10 protein-coding genes and 1 pseudogene are annotated in these 15,287 nt (G+C 62.8%); 3 read left to right on the forward strand and 8 right to left on the reverse strand.

Features of this window, described 5'->3' with window-relative positions:
- Positions 1-162: 162 nt before the first annotated feature.
- Both PWG15_RS27500 and PWG15_RS27505 read left to right on the forward strand, forming a co-directional pair.
- Positions 163-516, forward strand: a pseudogene (locus PWG15_RS27500) (hypothetical protein); the annotation flags it as partial.
- Positions 517-779: 263 nt separating this feature from the next.
- Entirely contained in the window at positions 780-3,137 is a 2,358-nt protein-coding gene (locus PWG15_RS27505; protein WP_275024684.1) for an Orn/Lys/Arg family decarboxylase, read from the forward strand.
- Between the two features lie 168 nt (positions 3,138-3,305).
- On the opposite strand, the gene PWG15_RS27510 is transcribed toward PWG15_RS27505, so the two are convergent.
- From PWG15_RS27510 to PWG15_RS27545, 8 genes are all read right to left on the reverse strand, one after another.
- Positions 3,306-4,352 carry an ABC transporter ATP-binding protein gene (locus PWG15_RS27510; RefSeq protein ID WP_275024685.1) on the reverse strand — a complete coding sequence of 349 codons (1,047 nt, stop codon included), beginning with the start codon at positions 4,350-4,352 and terminating at the stop codon, positions 3,306-3,308.
- 13 nt (positions 4,353-4,365) lie between these two features.
- Complete coding sequence (locus PWG15_RS27515; RefSeq protein WP_275024686.1) at positions 4,366-6,072, reverse strand: GH32 C-terminal domain-containing protein; 1,707 nt, start codon at positions 6,070-6,072, stop codon at positions 4,366-4,368.
- Positions 6,073-6,074: 2 nt separating this feature from the next.
- Positions 6,075-6,968 carry a carbohydrate ABC transporter permease gene (locus tag PWG15_RS27520; RefSeq protein ID WP_275024687.1) on the reverse strand — a complete coding sequence of 298 codons (894 nt, stop codon included), beginning with the start codon at positions 6,966-6,968 and terminating at the stop codon, positions 6,075-6,077.
- Positions 6,961-7,893 carry a carbohydrate ABC transporter permease gene (locus PWG15_RS27525; protein WP_275024688.1) on the reverse strand — a complete coding sequence of 311 codons (933 nt, stop codon included), beginning with the start codon at positions 7,891-7,893 and terminating at the stop codon, positions 6,961-6,963. Before PWG15_RS27525 ends, PWG15_RS27520 begins: the two co-directional genes overlap by 8 nt.
- 72 nt (positions 7,894-7,965) lie before the next feature.
- Positions 7,966-9,270 (reverse strand): ABC transporter substrate-binding protein, encoded by a 1,305-nt coding sequence (locus tag PWG15_RS27530; protein ID WP_275024689.1) that lies wholly within the window; start codon positions 9,268-9,270, stop codon positions 7,966-7,968.
- A 40-nt stretch (positions 9,271-9,310) separates the two neighbouring features.
- Complete coding sequence (locus tag PWG15_RS27535) at positions 9,311-10,309, reverse strand: LacI family DNA-binding transcriptional regulator (RefSeq protein WP_275027227.1); 999 nt, start codon at positions 10,307-10,309, stop codon at positions 9,311-9,313.
- Between the two features lie 369 nt (positions 10,310-10,678).
- The gene (locus PWG15_RS27540) at positions 10,679-13,129 is read right to left on the reverse strand and encodes a GcvT family protein (protein ID WP_275024690.1); all 2,451 of its coding nucleotides are present in this window, start codon (positions 13,127-13,129) and stop codon (positions 10,679-10,681) included.
- Positions 13,130-13,213: 84 nt separating this feature from the next.
- Complete coding sequence (locus PWG15_RS27545; protein ID WP_275024691.1) at positions 13,214-13,999, reverse strand: DeoR/GlpR family DNA-binding transcription regulator; 786 nt, start codon at positions 13,997-13,999, stop codon at positions 13,214-13,216.
- Positions 14,000-14,211: 212 nt separating this feature from the next.
- On the opposite strand from PWG15_RS27545, the gene PWG15_RS27550 reads away from it, so the two are divergent.
- Entirely contained in the window at positions 14,212-15,249 is a 1,038-nt protein-coding gene (locus PWG15_RS27550; protein ID WP_275024692.1) for a GlxA family transcriptional regulator, read from the forward strand.
- Positions 15,250-15,287: the final 38 nt, after the last annotated feature.

Below are 15,287 nucleotides of genomic sequence, written 5' to 3' on the forward strand. Positions count from 1 at the left end.
CCAATCGGCTGCAGTCAACCCAGGCGAACACCCCGGGCGGCGAGGTTTGCAGAAGGAAAGCCATCATTCCATCACGAAAAAGATTCTTGTGGCAGTGGAAGCCCAGGGGCCCACAAGCATAGGGCGGCATGAAGCGACAGCCGGGATACGGAAATCCTATTCTGGATTGCGGTGGTCTTCTCAAACAGCCTCGGCACGGCGTTTGGCGATTTCCTCACCGACAACATGGACCTCAGCTATGTTCAAGGTGCGATCGTCACGGCGGCGATCATCGGCGTCGTCGTCGCGCTGCACTACCTGACGAAGATCAGCGACGTGTTGCTCTTCTGGATCGCTTTCGTCTTCACGCGCCCCTTCGGTGCGACCTTTGGTGATTTTCTGACCAAGCCGATTGAAAAAGGCGGGTTGAACCTTCCGCGTGGCAATGCTTCGCTGGTCACGCTTGGCCTGCTGGTGACGGTGCTGCTTTTGTCGATGTGGAAACGGCGATCAAGGATGATTGCCCAGCCGGCATGAACTGCCAGAAGCCTTTTTAGCGATGCATCGATAGAGGCCGGCAAAGTGGAAGCTTTGCCGGCCTTGCTGATTGCAAGGTTGCTAGTGGCCGCACGTCTCCTCCGCCGCGATTGATTTTCAATCACGGTTCCAGTTTCCGATCACCCGGGCCGGGCCCCGCCGCGAACTGTTCCGCGCAAAGACCACGCATAACGAGGGCCACCGTCACAACATCGTCACGAAACACACGAACAACTCGCTTCGTGTAAATGGCGGAGGCTCAGATGGATTACTTCAGGCGCTTCACCTTCTTGTTCGCGACACCCGCCTTCGACAGCGAAGATCTGGAGGGGGCCCGATACAATCAAATTGTCGAGGAGATCGAGCGATCCGGTTTCGAGGTGGTGCGTGCGCGCAATCTCGAAGACGCCGAAATCGCTGTCCAGACGGACGCGGCCATCGGCTGCATGATGGTCGACTGGGGCAAGAAGGGGATGGAGGGCAAGACTGCCTCCCTCATCAATCTGATGCGTCGTCGCGGCCTCGAATTCCCGATCATTCTCCTGATCCGGCGCAAGCGCTTCGAGGACGTGCCTGTCGAAGTGCTCGATTTCATCGACGGTTATGTCTTCCTGTCCGAGGAGACCCCCGCCTTCATCGCGAAGAACCTCATCAGCCGCCTCAAGCAATATGCCGAGACGATGAAGACGCCATTCTTCGGCGCGCTGGTGGATTACGCCGAGGAAGGCAATCAACTCTGGACGTGCCCCGGCCACAATGGCGGCGTGTTCTATAGCCGCAGCCCGGTCGGCCGCGTGTTCATGGAGCATCTGGGCGAAGCGGTGTTCCGCGACGATCTCGACAATTCTGTGCTCGACCTTGGCGATCTCCTGACCCACGAAGGCCCGGCGCTCGCCGCGCAGAAGGAAGCCGCCAAGATCTTCGGCGCGGAGAAGACCTATTTCGTCCTGAACGGCACCTCGACCTCCAACAAGGTCGCTCTCTCCGCCCTCGTCACCGACGGCGATCTGGTGCTGTTTGATCGCAACAACCACAAGGCGGCACATCACGGTGCCCTGATGATATCCGGCGGCATCCCGGTCTATGTGCCGACGACGCGAAACGCCCATGGCCTGATCGGTCCCATGGATTTTGGCGCCCTCACCGAAGAGACGCTGCGGGAGCGCATCCGCACCCACCCGCTGGTCAAAGACCCCGACGCCTGGCGGAAGCCGCGCCCGTTTCGGGTGGCGGTGGTGGAACAATGCACCTATGACGGCACGATCCACAATGCCGAGATGATCCTGAAGGCCATCGGGCATCTGTGCGACTACATCCTGTTCGACGAGGCCTGGGCGGGCTTCATGAAGTTTCATCCGCTCTATGCCGGTCGTTTCGCCATGGGCCTTGCGGAACTCGGACCCGAAGCGCCAGGCATCATCGCCACGCAATCCACCCACAAGCAGCTTGCGAGCTTTTCGCAGGCTTCGCAGATCCACATGAAGGATCGGCACATCACGGGCCAGAAGCGCCGTGTCGAGCACCGGCGCTTCAATGAGAGTTTCATGCAGCACGCTTCGACCTCGCCGTTCTATCCTCTCTTTGCCTCGCTGGACGTCGGCGCACAGATGATGAAGGGCCGTTCTGGCGAAGTTCTATGGGACGATACGATCCGCCTCGGCATCGAACTGCGCAAGAAGATACGGGCTGTGCGCCGCGAATTCGAGGAGAAGGAGCGTCGCCCGGAGCGCCGCTGGTTCTTCGAGCCCTTTGTGCCGGACCGAGTGGCGATTCCGGATGTGGCGAGCCCTGGCGCGGCGCACGACGTGCCATGGGAGAGCATCGCCACCGATCAACTCGCTACCAATCCGGCCTTCTGGCACCTTGCTCCCGGTGCTCTATGGCACGGCTTTCCCAATATGGCGGCGGGCTTCGCCATGACCGATCCGAACAAACTCACACTGCTGACCCCAGGCTTCGACAGGGCGACCGGGGAATATGCCGAGCACGGCATTCCGGCGCCGGTCGTCGCCCAATACCTTCGCGAGAACCGGATCGTTGCGGAAAAGAACGACCTGAATTCCCTGCTGTTCCTGCTCACGCCCGGCGTCGAGGCAAGCAAGGCGGGCACATTGATCAGCGGCCTTGTCGCCTTCAAGCGGCTTCACGATGACAATGCCCCTCTGGAGGAGGCGATCCCGGAATTCTATCGCCGCCGCCCCGGCCGCTACGCCGGTGTCAGGTTGCGCGACCTGTGCGGTGACATGCACCGCTTCTTCCGCGACGCCAATGTCAGCGCGCTGCAGGCCAAGCAGTTTTCCGAGGCGCACCTGCCGGATATCGCCCTTTCGCCGCACGACGCGGCGCGCTGCCTCGTGCGCAACGACGTGGACTACTTGCCGATCGACGCCATCGCCGGGCGGATCGCAACGACGCCCTTTGTCGTCTATCCGCCAGGGATCGCCACCATCGTTCCGGGCGAACGGCTGACCGAGCGGGCGCAGCCGATGATCGATTATCTCCAGATGTTCGAAGCCTGTTTCAACACATTTCCCGGCTTTGACGTCGAGATCCAGGGCCTCTACCGTGAAACGGACGCATCAGGCCGCATTAGACTGCATACCTACGTCGTCGCGGAATAGGATTTAGAAGTTTCGCATCCGGTCACGGCCGCTATTGGCCACGTATCGGAGACGCGGTGTCCGCACCGGAAGCGATCAGGTGGATCGACCGTGTGCGGATCGAAAGGCATCAAAACCGAAACGCGCCCGCCGAATGACGGACGCGGTGCAGCGGGAAATGCCGAAGGGTCAGTTGATCCGATCGCCATCAGTGGAAAAGAGGTGGATCTTCTCCGCCTTCGGCGCCAGGTGAACCAATTGGTCGGGGTGCAGGTCCACGCGCCGATGCAGCACGATCCCCGCCGTCTGGGTACCGACACGCACCGAAAGATGCGTTTCCGCACCCGTTGGCTCAACGGTCAGGACCGTTGCCGGGATGCCCGTTTCGGCAAGTTCGAGGTCTTCCGGGCGGATGCCATAGGTACGGGCCCCGCCTTTGCTGAGCGAACCCGGCAGCGGTAGGGAAACTCCGCCCTCGATGAGGAAGCCGCCGTCACCGACGCCGCCCTCAAAGAGATTCATCGCCGGCGAACCGATGAAGGTGGCGACGAAGGTGTTGTCGGGGCGGTCGTAGAGGTCAAGCGGCCTGCCGATCTGCTCGATGCGGCCGGCACGCATGACGACGATCTTGTCAGCCATCGTCATCGCCTCGATCTGGTCGTGTGTGACGTAGACGATGGTCGTGCCGAGCCGCTGGTGCAGTTCCTTGATCTCGCTGCGCATGGTCACGCGCAGCTTGGCATCGAGATTGGAAAGCGGCTCGTCGAACAGGAACACCTTTGGGTGGCGGACAATGGCGCGGCCCATGGCGACGCGCTGGCGCTGGCCGCCGGAGAGTTGCTTCGGCAGCCGGTCGAGCAGCGGCTCAAGCGCAAGAATGCCTGCAGCCTCCTTCACCAGCCTGTCGATCGTCGCCTTGTCGCGGCCCTGGAGTTTCAGGGCGAAACCCATGTTCTCGGCGACCGTCATATGGGGATAGAGCGCGTAGCTCTGAAACACCATGGCGATGTCCCGCTCCTTCGGTGCGACGTCGTTGACGACGCGCCCATCGATGCGGATTTCGCCGCCGCTGATGTCTTCGAGCCCTGCCAGCATACGCAGCAGTGTGGACTTGCCGCAGCCGGACGGGCCAACGAGCGTGACGAACTCGCCATCCTCGATATCCACGGAAACGCCGTGGATGACGGCGGCCGCGCCATACTGCTTCAGAACGCGATCGATCGTTACCGATGCCATTGTCTTTCCTCCCTCAAAGCTTGAGTTGCCAGATTTTCGCGCTGGCGGCGGCACCCGTCAGCGTCGCCGAGCGAGCGGCGGAAAATCCGGGAATGCGCTTGGTGCCCGTCCAGCGGCCGTTGTCGGCAAAAACCTCGATGGAACCGGCATCGAGGAAGATGCGCAGTTCGGTCGGTTTGGCCCCGGATGCCAGATACCGCGGTGACGCCTTGCCGGTACCGGCATCAAAGAGGATCTCAAGCCCGTCATGATCGAGCCTCACGCCGAGCTTGACGTCCGGATGGTCGAAGGTGAGCTCGAACGGGGCGCCGGGCTCAGGCAATGCGAGCACGATTTCGACTGCACCGCTATCGAACGAAACCGTCTCACCGGCAACAAGTGCCGTCTCATCGAGCAGCCTTTGGCGCAGGTTTTCGGCTGCAGCAACGGGCGGCGTCAGCACAGCATCACCATCGAGAAGTACACGACGCGGCAGGGTCATGGCCGTCGGGAAGTCGTCCTTCTTGGAAAAATCCGTCCAGTTGGCAAGCCATGCGATGCCGACCGGCTCGTCTCCGTCGACGAAGCCCTGGAAGGCATAGGCGTCGGAACCGAAATCCAGTTCCTGTTCGAACTCGGCCTTGAACGTTCGGCCATCGAAGCGGCCTATCGTGACAGAGGTGAGGTTACGCCTGCCGGTGGCCGGGTCGCGGCTCGTGAGCAGGCCGAAGATCAGTGCCCAGCGGGTCTCCGGATCGTCCGCCTTGCCGCCGACCGGCACCATGCAAGGGCATTCCGCCGCGGTCATGCCGAAACGGTCCTCGCGATGGATGATGCCGAGGAAAGTCCAGCCTGTGGCACCGCCAGGGTCCGCCGTCTCGTAGAGCAGGACGACACCGCCCGACCTGTCGCGGCTGCCGAGCAGCATCTTCCAGCGACCGTCCGGCCCCTTGAAGAGATAGGGATCGCGAAAGTCGGTGGTGAGGTTCAGGCCCTCCGGACGGAGTGGTAGAACCACCTCGCACGGGCCGGCGACGATGCCGTCACGGCTGACGGCGGAGAGCTGGATCTGTTCTTCCGGCTCCCGGTCGCGAACGTGTTCTGTGTAGAAGACCCGGATCTCGTCTCCATCTGGACCGGAAACTGGGATGGCCGAGCCGGAGAAGGCGCCGCCGCGGCCATCGTCCTTTTCCGACAGGTGATCTGCCGGAAAGAGGAACATAGGCAGATGCGTCCAGCGGATGAAATCCCTCGAGACGGCATGGCCCCAGTGCATGGTGTTCCAACGCAGGCCGTGCGGATAGTGCTGGTAGAAGAGATGGCCGCGGCCGGCAAACCGGCCGAAGCCGTTCGGGTCGTTCATCCAACCGAAGGGAGGCCGGAAGTGGTAGCTGCCGGGAACCTCAGGCGGCGCCGTGCGGACGTCGTGATGGAGGACGCGGATCCCCTCCTCCAGCACCGTCTGCGGGTGGAACGCATAGGCGACGGAGAGCGCGGTTGTTTCCGCATCATAGGCAAGCACCGTGCGGCCACCCATCCCAAGCGTCACTGCGACGAATTCGAACTCCCCGGCGCGGCGCGTGGACGGATCGGCAATCTCGCTGCGGCCCACCGTGACGGACAGTTTCGCCTCGTCGCCAGTCTCGCGCGCCTTCAGCCAGAGATGCAGCACCGTGCCGGCGGGAAGCTCGGCCTCGATGATTTCAAGCGCGGGGCTCGCGGGTTTTGTTTGGGAAGTCATAGTCAACCTTTCACGGCGGAGCCGACGAACGAGCTTACGAACCAGCGCTGGAATGCGAGGTAGAGAATGAGGACGGGGATCATCATCAGGACGGATGCGGCCATTGCACGGTCCCAGTAGATGCTGTCCTGTCCGAAGAAGGTGGCGATGGCGACCGAGATCGGCCGCGCATAGTCGGTCTGGGTGACGAGCGTCGGCCAGAGATACTGGTTCCAGCTTTCGATACCCATGAGGATCGAAACAGTCGCGAGCGCCGGCAGGCTGAGAGGCATGTAAATCGACCGGTAGATGCGAAACGCCGACGCCCCGTCCATCTCCGCGGCTTCGTAGAGCTCCTTCGGCAGTTGCGCGAAGAACTGGTAGAAGAGGAAGACATAGAGCGGGCTTGCCACCCAGGGCAGGATCTGCACGGCAAACGTATCGGTCAGTCCGGCGCGCGACATCATCACGACGAGCGGCATGATAATGCTCTCCTGCGGGATGACGTAGAGCGCGACGACGACGGCAAGCAGGATTGCCTTGCCGCGCAGCGACCCCCAGGCGAGCACGAAGCCAGCCATGGAGTTGATGATCAGCCCGGACACGACCGTGACGACGAGGATCACCAGCGAATTGAACAGGTATCGGCCATAGGCGAGCTCGCCGGAAAAGTTGGCGATCTCCCGGTAGTTCGAGAGTGTCGGATCACTGACCCAGAAGGCGCGGAAACTGCCCATATCGGCAAGGATGCGGAAGCGATCATCCTTGAGGCTGGCGATCAGCAGCATGAAGAGCGGCGAGATCATCACAAGGGCGATGATGAAGATGCAGACGGTCTGGACGATACGCAGGCCCGTCTTGCTGTTGCACCGGGGGATGGCCAGCGGGGCCGGCTGGCTGAGCACGAGATCAGACATCGAAGCGCCTCAGGAGTTTGCGCTGGAGCAGCGCGATCAGAAGGACGATGACGAAGAGAATGACGGAGACGGCCGACGCGTAGCCGAGCTTCTGTTCCTCGAAGCCAGCGCGAACCATGTAGTGCACCACGGTCTCCGTGCTTTCCTTCGGTCCGCCCTGGGTGAGGATCGCAACCTGCGTATAGAGCTTGAAGGCCTGGATCGTGGTGATGACCAGCACGAAAACGTGGGTCGGACGCAAGCCCGGCATGGTGACGTGCCAGAATCGACGCAGCGCACTCGCGCCATCGATGCGGGCCGCATCGTAAAGCTCTTCCGGAATGCCCTGCAGGCCGGCAAGGTAGATGATCATCTGGAAGCCATAGGCCTGCCAGGCCGACAGCAGCACGATCGAGAACATCGCCCAATTGGGGTCGCCGAGCCAGTCGATCGGCTGGATCATGCCACCGGACAGGAAACCGACGATCTGGTTGAGCGGACCGCTCGGATACTGAAACAGCGTGCCCCAGATCACGCAGACCACGACCATCGATGTGATCGCCGGCAGGAAGAACATGCCGCGCAGAAGGTTCTGCATCGGCAGCTTCTGGTGCAGCAGCAGTGCCGTCAGGAAGGCAAGGCCGCACTGAACCGGCAGCACCCAGGCGGTGAAGCGGGTGACATTCCAGAGCGACGTCCAGAACAGCGGATCGGTGAACACCCGCTGGAAATTCAGCAGGCCGACGAAACGCACCGGCGTTGGGCGCGGCACGAGCGGCTGGTTGGTCATCGCCGTCCAGAAGGACAGAAGAAACGGCGTGATCAGGAAGATGGCGAGCAGCAGCACGGCCGGTGCGATCATCGCAACCTCCTGCCAGAACCGCTGCCGGTCGCGCCGCCTGGCGGGGCGCGGCAGCGCGACCGCGGACGTCTGTTGCAAGGTCATGGTCTCCTCCTCATTGCTCATCCCCCTGATATGGCGCAGGGCCGGCCGGCGGGACGGCCCTGCGCTTATCCCTTATTGCTGCTCGTCGAAGGGCGGATAACCGGCGTTGTCCTCGATGTCCTGGTCGATCTTCTTCGCCGCAGCCGTCAGCGCCTCCTGCGCATCACCGCCGTTGAAGATCTTGTCGACCGCCTGCATGAAGGCGGAGGTGATCGTCGGATAGGCCGGGTGCGGCGGACGGGCGACGGCGGTCTTCGAAGCCTGCTCGAAGGCGACGGCAAGTGGCCCGCCTTCGGCATAGAGCGGGGATTCTGCGGCAAAGCTCTTCAGACCCGGATAGGCCGACTGGGTCTTGGCATAGTCGCGGTAGTCCTTGTCCTTCAGAAGGAAACTCAGGAACTTGCCGGCGGCTTCAGGGTTTTCAGAGCTCGCGGAGATGCCCCAGATCCACGTGCCGTTCGGGCTGACGCCCTTGTCGCCGATCTTCGGCAGCGGCATGACGACGATATTGTCCTTCATGGCAGCGGCAGCTTCGGCGTAGAACCAGTGGCCTCCCATGGCGAGCGCTGCCGGTTGTCCTTCGGCATAGAACTGGTTGGTGCCGGACGAGGTCGGAACGACCCAGCCGTTCTTCACCCAGGTCTGCATCATCGTCAGCGCCTTGACGCAGGCTTCGCTGTCAAGCGTGCCGCTCGCCTTCCAGGCCTTGCGATCGATCAGGTCGCAACCGGCGCTTTCAAGCAGCGGGCCGTAAGCATAGGTGATCCACTCGGTCTTGATGCCGTAGCCGCGGAACGTGTCGATCGGCCACTTCACGCCCTCGAGCTTGGAGAGCTTTTCGAGATAGCCCTCGAATTCCTCGCGCGTCCAGGCATCGTCGACGGATTTCGGAATGCGTGCGCCGATGGCCTCGAGGTACTTCTTGTTGCCGTAGAGCACGACCGAGGAGTCGGTCAGGCCGATCGCATAGAGATCCTTGTCAATCGGATAGGTTCCCTGGGCGATGTTGGAGCCGGTCATGTCGTCGAGGACATCCGCATCGACGAGCGGCTTGATCGGCTGCAGGTAGCCCGACCAGACGTAGTTGGCCAGAAACGGCGCATCGAGTTCCATGACGTCCGGCAATTGCTTGGCCATGACGGCCGCGCTGAACTTCTCATTGTAGGCGTCGTGCGGCGCGTAGATCATTTCGACGTCGATGTCCGGATTGGCTTCCTCGAAGCGCTTGGCGACATCGCCATAGGCCTTCACCCAGCCCGGATCGCCCTGGTGCATGACATGGATGACGGACTTTGCTTCGACAAAACCAGCTGTGCACAAGAGCGCCGAGGAAGCGAAAAGTGCACAAAGTAAACGATTACCCAATTGCGTCGTCATTGTTGTTCTCCTCCTGTTGAATGCGATCGTAACGCTGAATTTAGACGGATGCCCGTTCGACCAGATGGAAGGGCAACTGCCGCAAATGCGGCGGCTCGGGTTGCCCGGCGAGCAGGATCTCCATGGCAAGGCGGCCCATGGCACGGTGCGGCAGGGCCATCGTCGTCAACGGCGGATCCAGCCGAGAGGCAAGCTCGACCTGATTGTCGAAACTTGCCACCGCAATGTCGTCCGGGATGCGAAGGCCAGCGCGAGCAAGGGCCGCATAGACTTCCATCGCCACACGGTCGTTGCCGCACAGGATGGCGTCGGGACGCCGCCCGGTGCTGAGCAGTGCCTCCACGTGCGACGCGACAAGGCTTGGCGCGCGGTCACTGTAAACGCTGCGGCGCACGGCCGGAAACACGCCGCTCGGCTCGAGGCCCGCCTCCTCCAGCGCCGCGCGAAATCCCTTTTCGCGCAGGGAACCCGCCAGAATGCCCGGCAAATTGATGAAGGCGATGCGACGCTTTCCGGCGGCAAGCAGGTAGCGCACGATCTCGCGCGCGCCACCCTCTTCGTCCGGGACCAGTGACGTGACACGGCCAGAGGCCTCGCGACAGTTGATCATTACGCCGACCGAACCGGCCAGCGTTGCCGGCAGATCAACGTCCTTGTGGTACATGGCAGCATAGGCGACGGCGCGCGGCCGAAACTGCTGCACCTCATCGATCACCGAGCCGATCGACTGTCCGCTGCTGTGGTTGACGGCGAAGACGGCCATGCCGGCGCTGCGTGCAGCGCCGTCAAGTCCGCGCACGATTTCGGTGGCAAAGGGCGAGGTAATTAGGCCATCGGAAACGACGCCGACCAGTGGCAGCCATCCTTGGCGTACGCCGCGGGCGGCAAGATTGGTCACATAACCAAGTTCCTCGGCGATCGCCTTGACCTTCTGGCGCGTATCGTCCGACATGCGGGCGGAGCCGCCATGCAACGCTCCGGATACCGTCTTCACCGAGACGCCCGCGCGCTCCGCAATGTCAGAAAGCGAGACTGCCATAATGTTCACCGATCTCCTTGGGTGATCGATTACCCAATAACTCAGCGCCAATGTTGTTGTCAAGCAGCACCACGCCCACAGGCCGTTCCCATGGGTAGCCCACTTGAGCAGATTTTCGTCCATTGTTGCCGTACTCCATGCAGATCCTGGCGCCAGGCCTTTCGCGCGGTTGGCCCGCGCCATCGAGTCACCATAGCGCGCGTCGGGAACCGATCAACGTTTTCGATGGCGCTTCCAGCTCGGCGCGAGGGATCGTCTCGCGCCGCGCAACACCCCTCCTTTAGTGGCAACCAGGGGCGCCGGAGCGGCCGGCCAGTTCGCCGGACAGCCGCATCCCACTTCGCACCCGCGCATCCGAAGAAAGCTGGGCTACGCCTTGACGCGCAGGGCGCGCGGGTCATAGGCCGAAGACAATCGCACCGTCGCGACATGGCGAACGCCGGCCAGATCGACCTCGAAGCGGCCGGTCTCCAGGAAGGCCTTGTCCACCCCTGGCCGGTTCTCCACGAGACCGAGCGCCACCGAGCGACCAAGCGTGTGGCCGTAGGCTGCGGAGCGCACTTCACCGACTGGCTCGCCATCGCGCAGGATCAGTTCACCGCCCCAGAGCATCGGCAGGGGGTCATCAAGGGTGAGCTGCACGATGCGGCGCGACGGCGTGCCGCTGGCCTTTGCGGAGACGAGCGCGTCGCGGCCGACAAAGCCGCCGGGCTTTTCGAGAGCGACCGCAAAGGCAAGGCCGGCCTCGTAGGGGGTGATATCAGGCGTCAACTCGCGGCTCCAGGCACGGTAGCCCTTCTCCAGCCGCAGCGCTTCGAGCGCATAGTAGCCGCAGTCCGTCAGCCCGAAATCACGGCCGGCCTCGTGCAGCGCCTCGTAGACGCCAACAGCGAATTCGGTCGGCACAATCAGCTCCCAGCCGAGCTCGCCGACATAGGTCATGCGGTTGGCATAGGCCGTGGCATAACCGATATCGATTTCCCGGATCGTCGCGAAGGGGAAGCCTTCATTCGAGAGATCCGCCGAAGTCAGACGCGAGAGGATGTCACGCGACTGCGGCCCCATCAGCGCCAGGACCGAATAAGCCGACGTGACGTCGGTGAGCGTCACATGGGCGTCGGCGGCAATGGTCTTGCGGATCCAGTCCGCGTCATGCACGGCCTGCGCCGAACCGGTAATCAACAGGAAGCGGTCGGTCGCAAGGCGCATGACCGTCAGGTCGCTTTCGTAGCCGCCACGCTTGTTCAGGACGCCGGTGTAGACGGAACGGCCGATCTCGACGTCGATGTCGGCGGCGCAGATGCGATTGAGCTCTGCTGCGGCATCCCTCCCCTGGACGAGCAGTTTGGCAAACGAGGTCTGGTCGAAGATGCCGGCAGCCTCGCGCGTCGCCTTCATCTCGCGCTTGACCGCTTCGTGCCAGTTCTGCCGGTCGAAGGAATATTCGGTCACCGGCTTCTCGCCTTGTGTGGCAAACCAGTTGGCACGCTCCCAACCCATCTTGGAGCCGAAGCACGCGCCCCTGGCGGCAAGCCGATCGTAGAGCGGCGAGCGCCGGAAGGGCCGCGCCGTGTCCAGTTCCCGGTTCGGCCACGGCATCGCATAGTGCAGACCCAGTGTCTCCTTGACGCGGTCGTGCAGCCAGCGCGGGTTGTTGTTGAAGCCGGCGAAGCGGCGGATATCGACCGGCCAGAGATCCATGGTCGGTGCACGGTTGACGATCCACTCGGCAAGCGCCCGCCCTGCCCCGCCGGCGCTCGCAATCCCCATGGAATTGAAGCCGGCGCCGACGAAGAAATTCTTCAGCTCCGGCGCCTCGCCGAGGATGAAGTTGTTGTCGGGGGTGAAACTCTCCGGGCCGTTGTAGAACTTCTTGACTTCCGAGGTCGCGAGCTGCGGCACGCGCTTCAGCGCATTGTGCATCAGGATTTCGAACTGGTCCCAATCGTCGGGCAACAGCGCAAACTCGAAATCATCGGGAATGCCGGCCATGCCCCAGGGCTTGGCCTCCGGTTCGAAGCCGCCCATGACGAGGCCGCCGACCTCTTCCTTGAAGTAGATGTAGCCGTCGGGATCGCGCATGACCGGCAGGTCCGGATGCACGCCCTCGATCCGGCCGGTGACGATATACATGTGTTCGGCCGAGTGCAGCGGCACCGTGACGCCGCACATCTGGCCGACCTTGCGCGCCCATTGTCCCGCACAGTTGACGACGATCTCGGCGGCGATCGCCCCGCGGTCGGTTTCCACCCCGGTGACGACGCCGTCTTTCGTCGCAATCCCGGTGACCCGGACGCGCTCGATGACCCGGGCGCCGCGGTTGCGCGCACCTTTGGCAAGCGATTGCGTCAGGTCGGTCGGATTGGCCTTGCCGTCACCCGGTAGCCAGACGGCGCCGACGAGATCGTCGATGGCCATGACCGGCCAGAGGTCCTGCGCTTCCCTCGGCGAGATCACCTCGATGTCGACCCCTTGTGCGCGGGCGGACGCCGCCGTCCGCTTCAACACGGTCATGCGGTCCTCGGTGCGCGCAACCGAGAGCGAGCCGCAATTCTTCCAGCCGGTCGCAAGGCCTGTCTCGGACTCCAGCTCGCTATAGAGCTTGGTCGAGTACTTGATCAGGCTGGTCATGTTGGCATGGCTGCGCAACTGGCCGACGAGCCCGGCCGCGTGCCAGGTGGTGCCGCCGCTGAGCTGCCCTTGCTCCAGAAGGACGACGTCGGTCCATCCGAGCCTGGTCAGATAATAGGCGACCGAACACCCGATGATACCGCCACCGACGATGACGACCTGTGCCTGCGTTGGAAATTCCTGCGCCATGAAACGACCTCCCGAAACCATGGAAGGCCACACGGTAACAAAACGCCGACAAAGAACAAGACAAAAAGTTACAAAATATTACATTTATGAATCGGCGACGATCAAAGCCGGACCTTTGCGCTCCAACGCCTCGCGGATCGCCTCGGGGGGATTCCGATCGACGATCACCCCGGCCGCTGCCTCGAAGCGCGGAATGCGCAGCGGCGTCAGCCGCCCGAACTTGGAGCTGTCGAGCAAGAAATAGGCTTTGGCCGCCGTTACCACCATGCGCGAGCGCTGTTCGGCGCCGCTGCGGGTAAAGTCGGTCACCTCGCCGTCCGGCGACAGCCCGCCGCCACCGAGAAAGGCGACATCGACACGGAAATGATTGATGGCCTCGAGCGCGTCGATGCCGACGGCCGCCTCCTCGTCCGGATCAATCTCACCGCCGAGCATATGCACGCGCACCAGAGCCTGACGGCACATCAAGAGCGCAATCGACAGAGAAGTCGTACAAATCGTTAGGTTTTTCCGCCCTGATAACGCATGGGCGACCGCCAAGGTCGTGGTACCGGAATCCAGGAAGATCACCATGCCGTCGCGCACCAGTTCCGCCGCCGCACGGCCGATCGCCGCTTTCGGCCCGGCGTTTTCCTCGCGCCGCTCGACAAAGGCCGCCTCGGTCGGCTCGAACAGGGTTGCGCCGCCGTGCACGAGATCGAGCTGGCCGCGATCGGCAAGCAGCTTCAGATCCCGCCTTATCGTCTGGCGCGAGACGTCGAAGAATTCCGCAAGCTCGGTGATACCCACGGTGCCGTCGGCCGCGAGACGCCTGAGGATTTCGCCGTGACGGCGCGGAGCGAGGGCTCGGGTGCTTTGAGTGTCGGACATGGAACCACTGTGTTCATTTTTGTCCATTTGGCAAGCCGCGCCACAGGCACGCGCCCCTACAAGCCGGAAGGAACCAGCTTCTGATGCGAAAACACCGGGAATTTTCCTCTCTGGCTGCTGAAACCGCCTTGGCAAGGGCTCGTTATGTTGCATAATGTAACTATTCTTTCCAACTCGCAACACCCACGACCTCTCGTGATCAGGAAGAAACAATGCAGCAGGCAACCGCACCGGTCCGCCACTTCACCTTCTATCTGCTCGATGGTTTTGCCCTGCATGGCTTTTCCGCAGCGATCGAAGGGCTGCGCCTGGCCAATGACGTGGCCGGGCGCCCGGTCTATCACTGGCACGTTGTAACGGCAGATGGCTCACCCGCCGCCTCATCCTGCGGCACACGCCTTGCTGCGGCCGGACCTCTTTCGGATGAGCGCGGCCGGTTCCGCCGCGGTGAACGGCCGGGCTTCGTCGTCATCTGCGGCAGCCGCACGAAACCACCCGCCGACCGGGCTCTGGAGGCCTGGATTCGGTTATGCGCCCGCAGTCAGGTGCACCTCGCAGGGCTTGCCGGCGGCGTCTACTGTCTGGCTCGCGCAGGCCTGCTCGACGGACGCCGATGTGCGGTGCACTGGGAACATTTCCCGGATTTCTCCGAGCGCTTCTTCATGTCCGAGGCGCGGCAGACCGCGTTCGAGATCGATGGCGGCATCTACACCTGCGCCGGCGGCAATGCGCCCTTCGACATGGTCTTGCGCATCATCGAAACAGACCTCGGCCAGGAGGTGACCAACCGGATCTGCGAGGCGGCGCTCTGCGAACGGCTGCGCGAGACGGGCGAGCGCCAGCGGCTGCCGCTGCAGGCGCGCCTTGGCATCGACAACCCGTCGCTGATCCGGATCGTCGAGCAAATGGAGGCCAACATCCTCGAACCGATGAAGCTTGGCGACATGTCGCCCGCGACCGGCCTTTCAAGGCGTCAGATGGAACGCCTGTTTCGCAAGGAAATGGGCCGCACGCCGGCGCGGTACTATCTCGATCTCAGGCTGGAACGCGCCCATCTGCTGCTACTCACCTCGTCGCTCCCGGTCATCGAGATCGCGGTCGCCTGCGGCTTTTCCACCGCCTCACATTTTTCCCGCACCTATCGCGAACGCTACGGCCTGACGCCGCAACGCACGCGTCTTGCGGAAATGGAACGGCTGCGCGCGGGACGAGACTGCAGGGCAGAGATTGAAGAACGGCACGTAGCGTAATCGAACAAAGCAAAGCGCCTGCCTTCGCGCAGGAAGGC

The organism is Ensifer adhaerens (assembly GCF_028993555.1).
GTDB lineage: Bacteria > Pseudomonadota > Alphaproteobacteria > Rhizobiales > Rhizobiaceae > Ensifer > Ensifer adhaerens_I.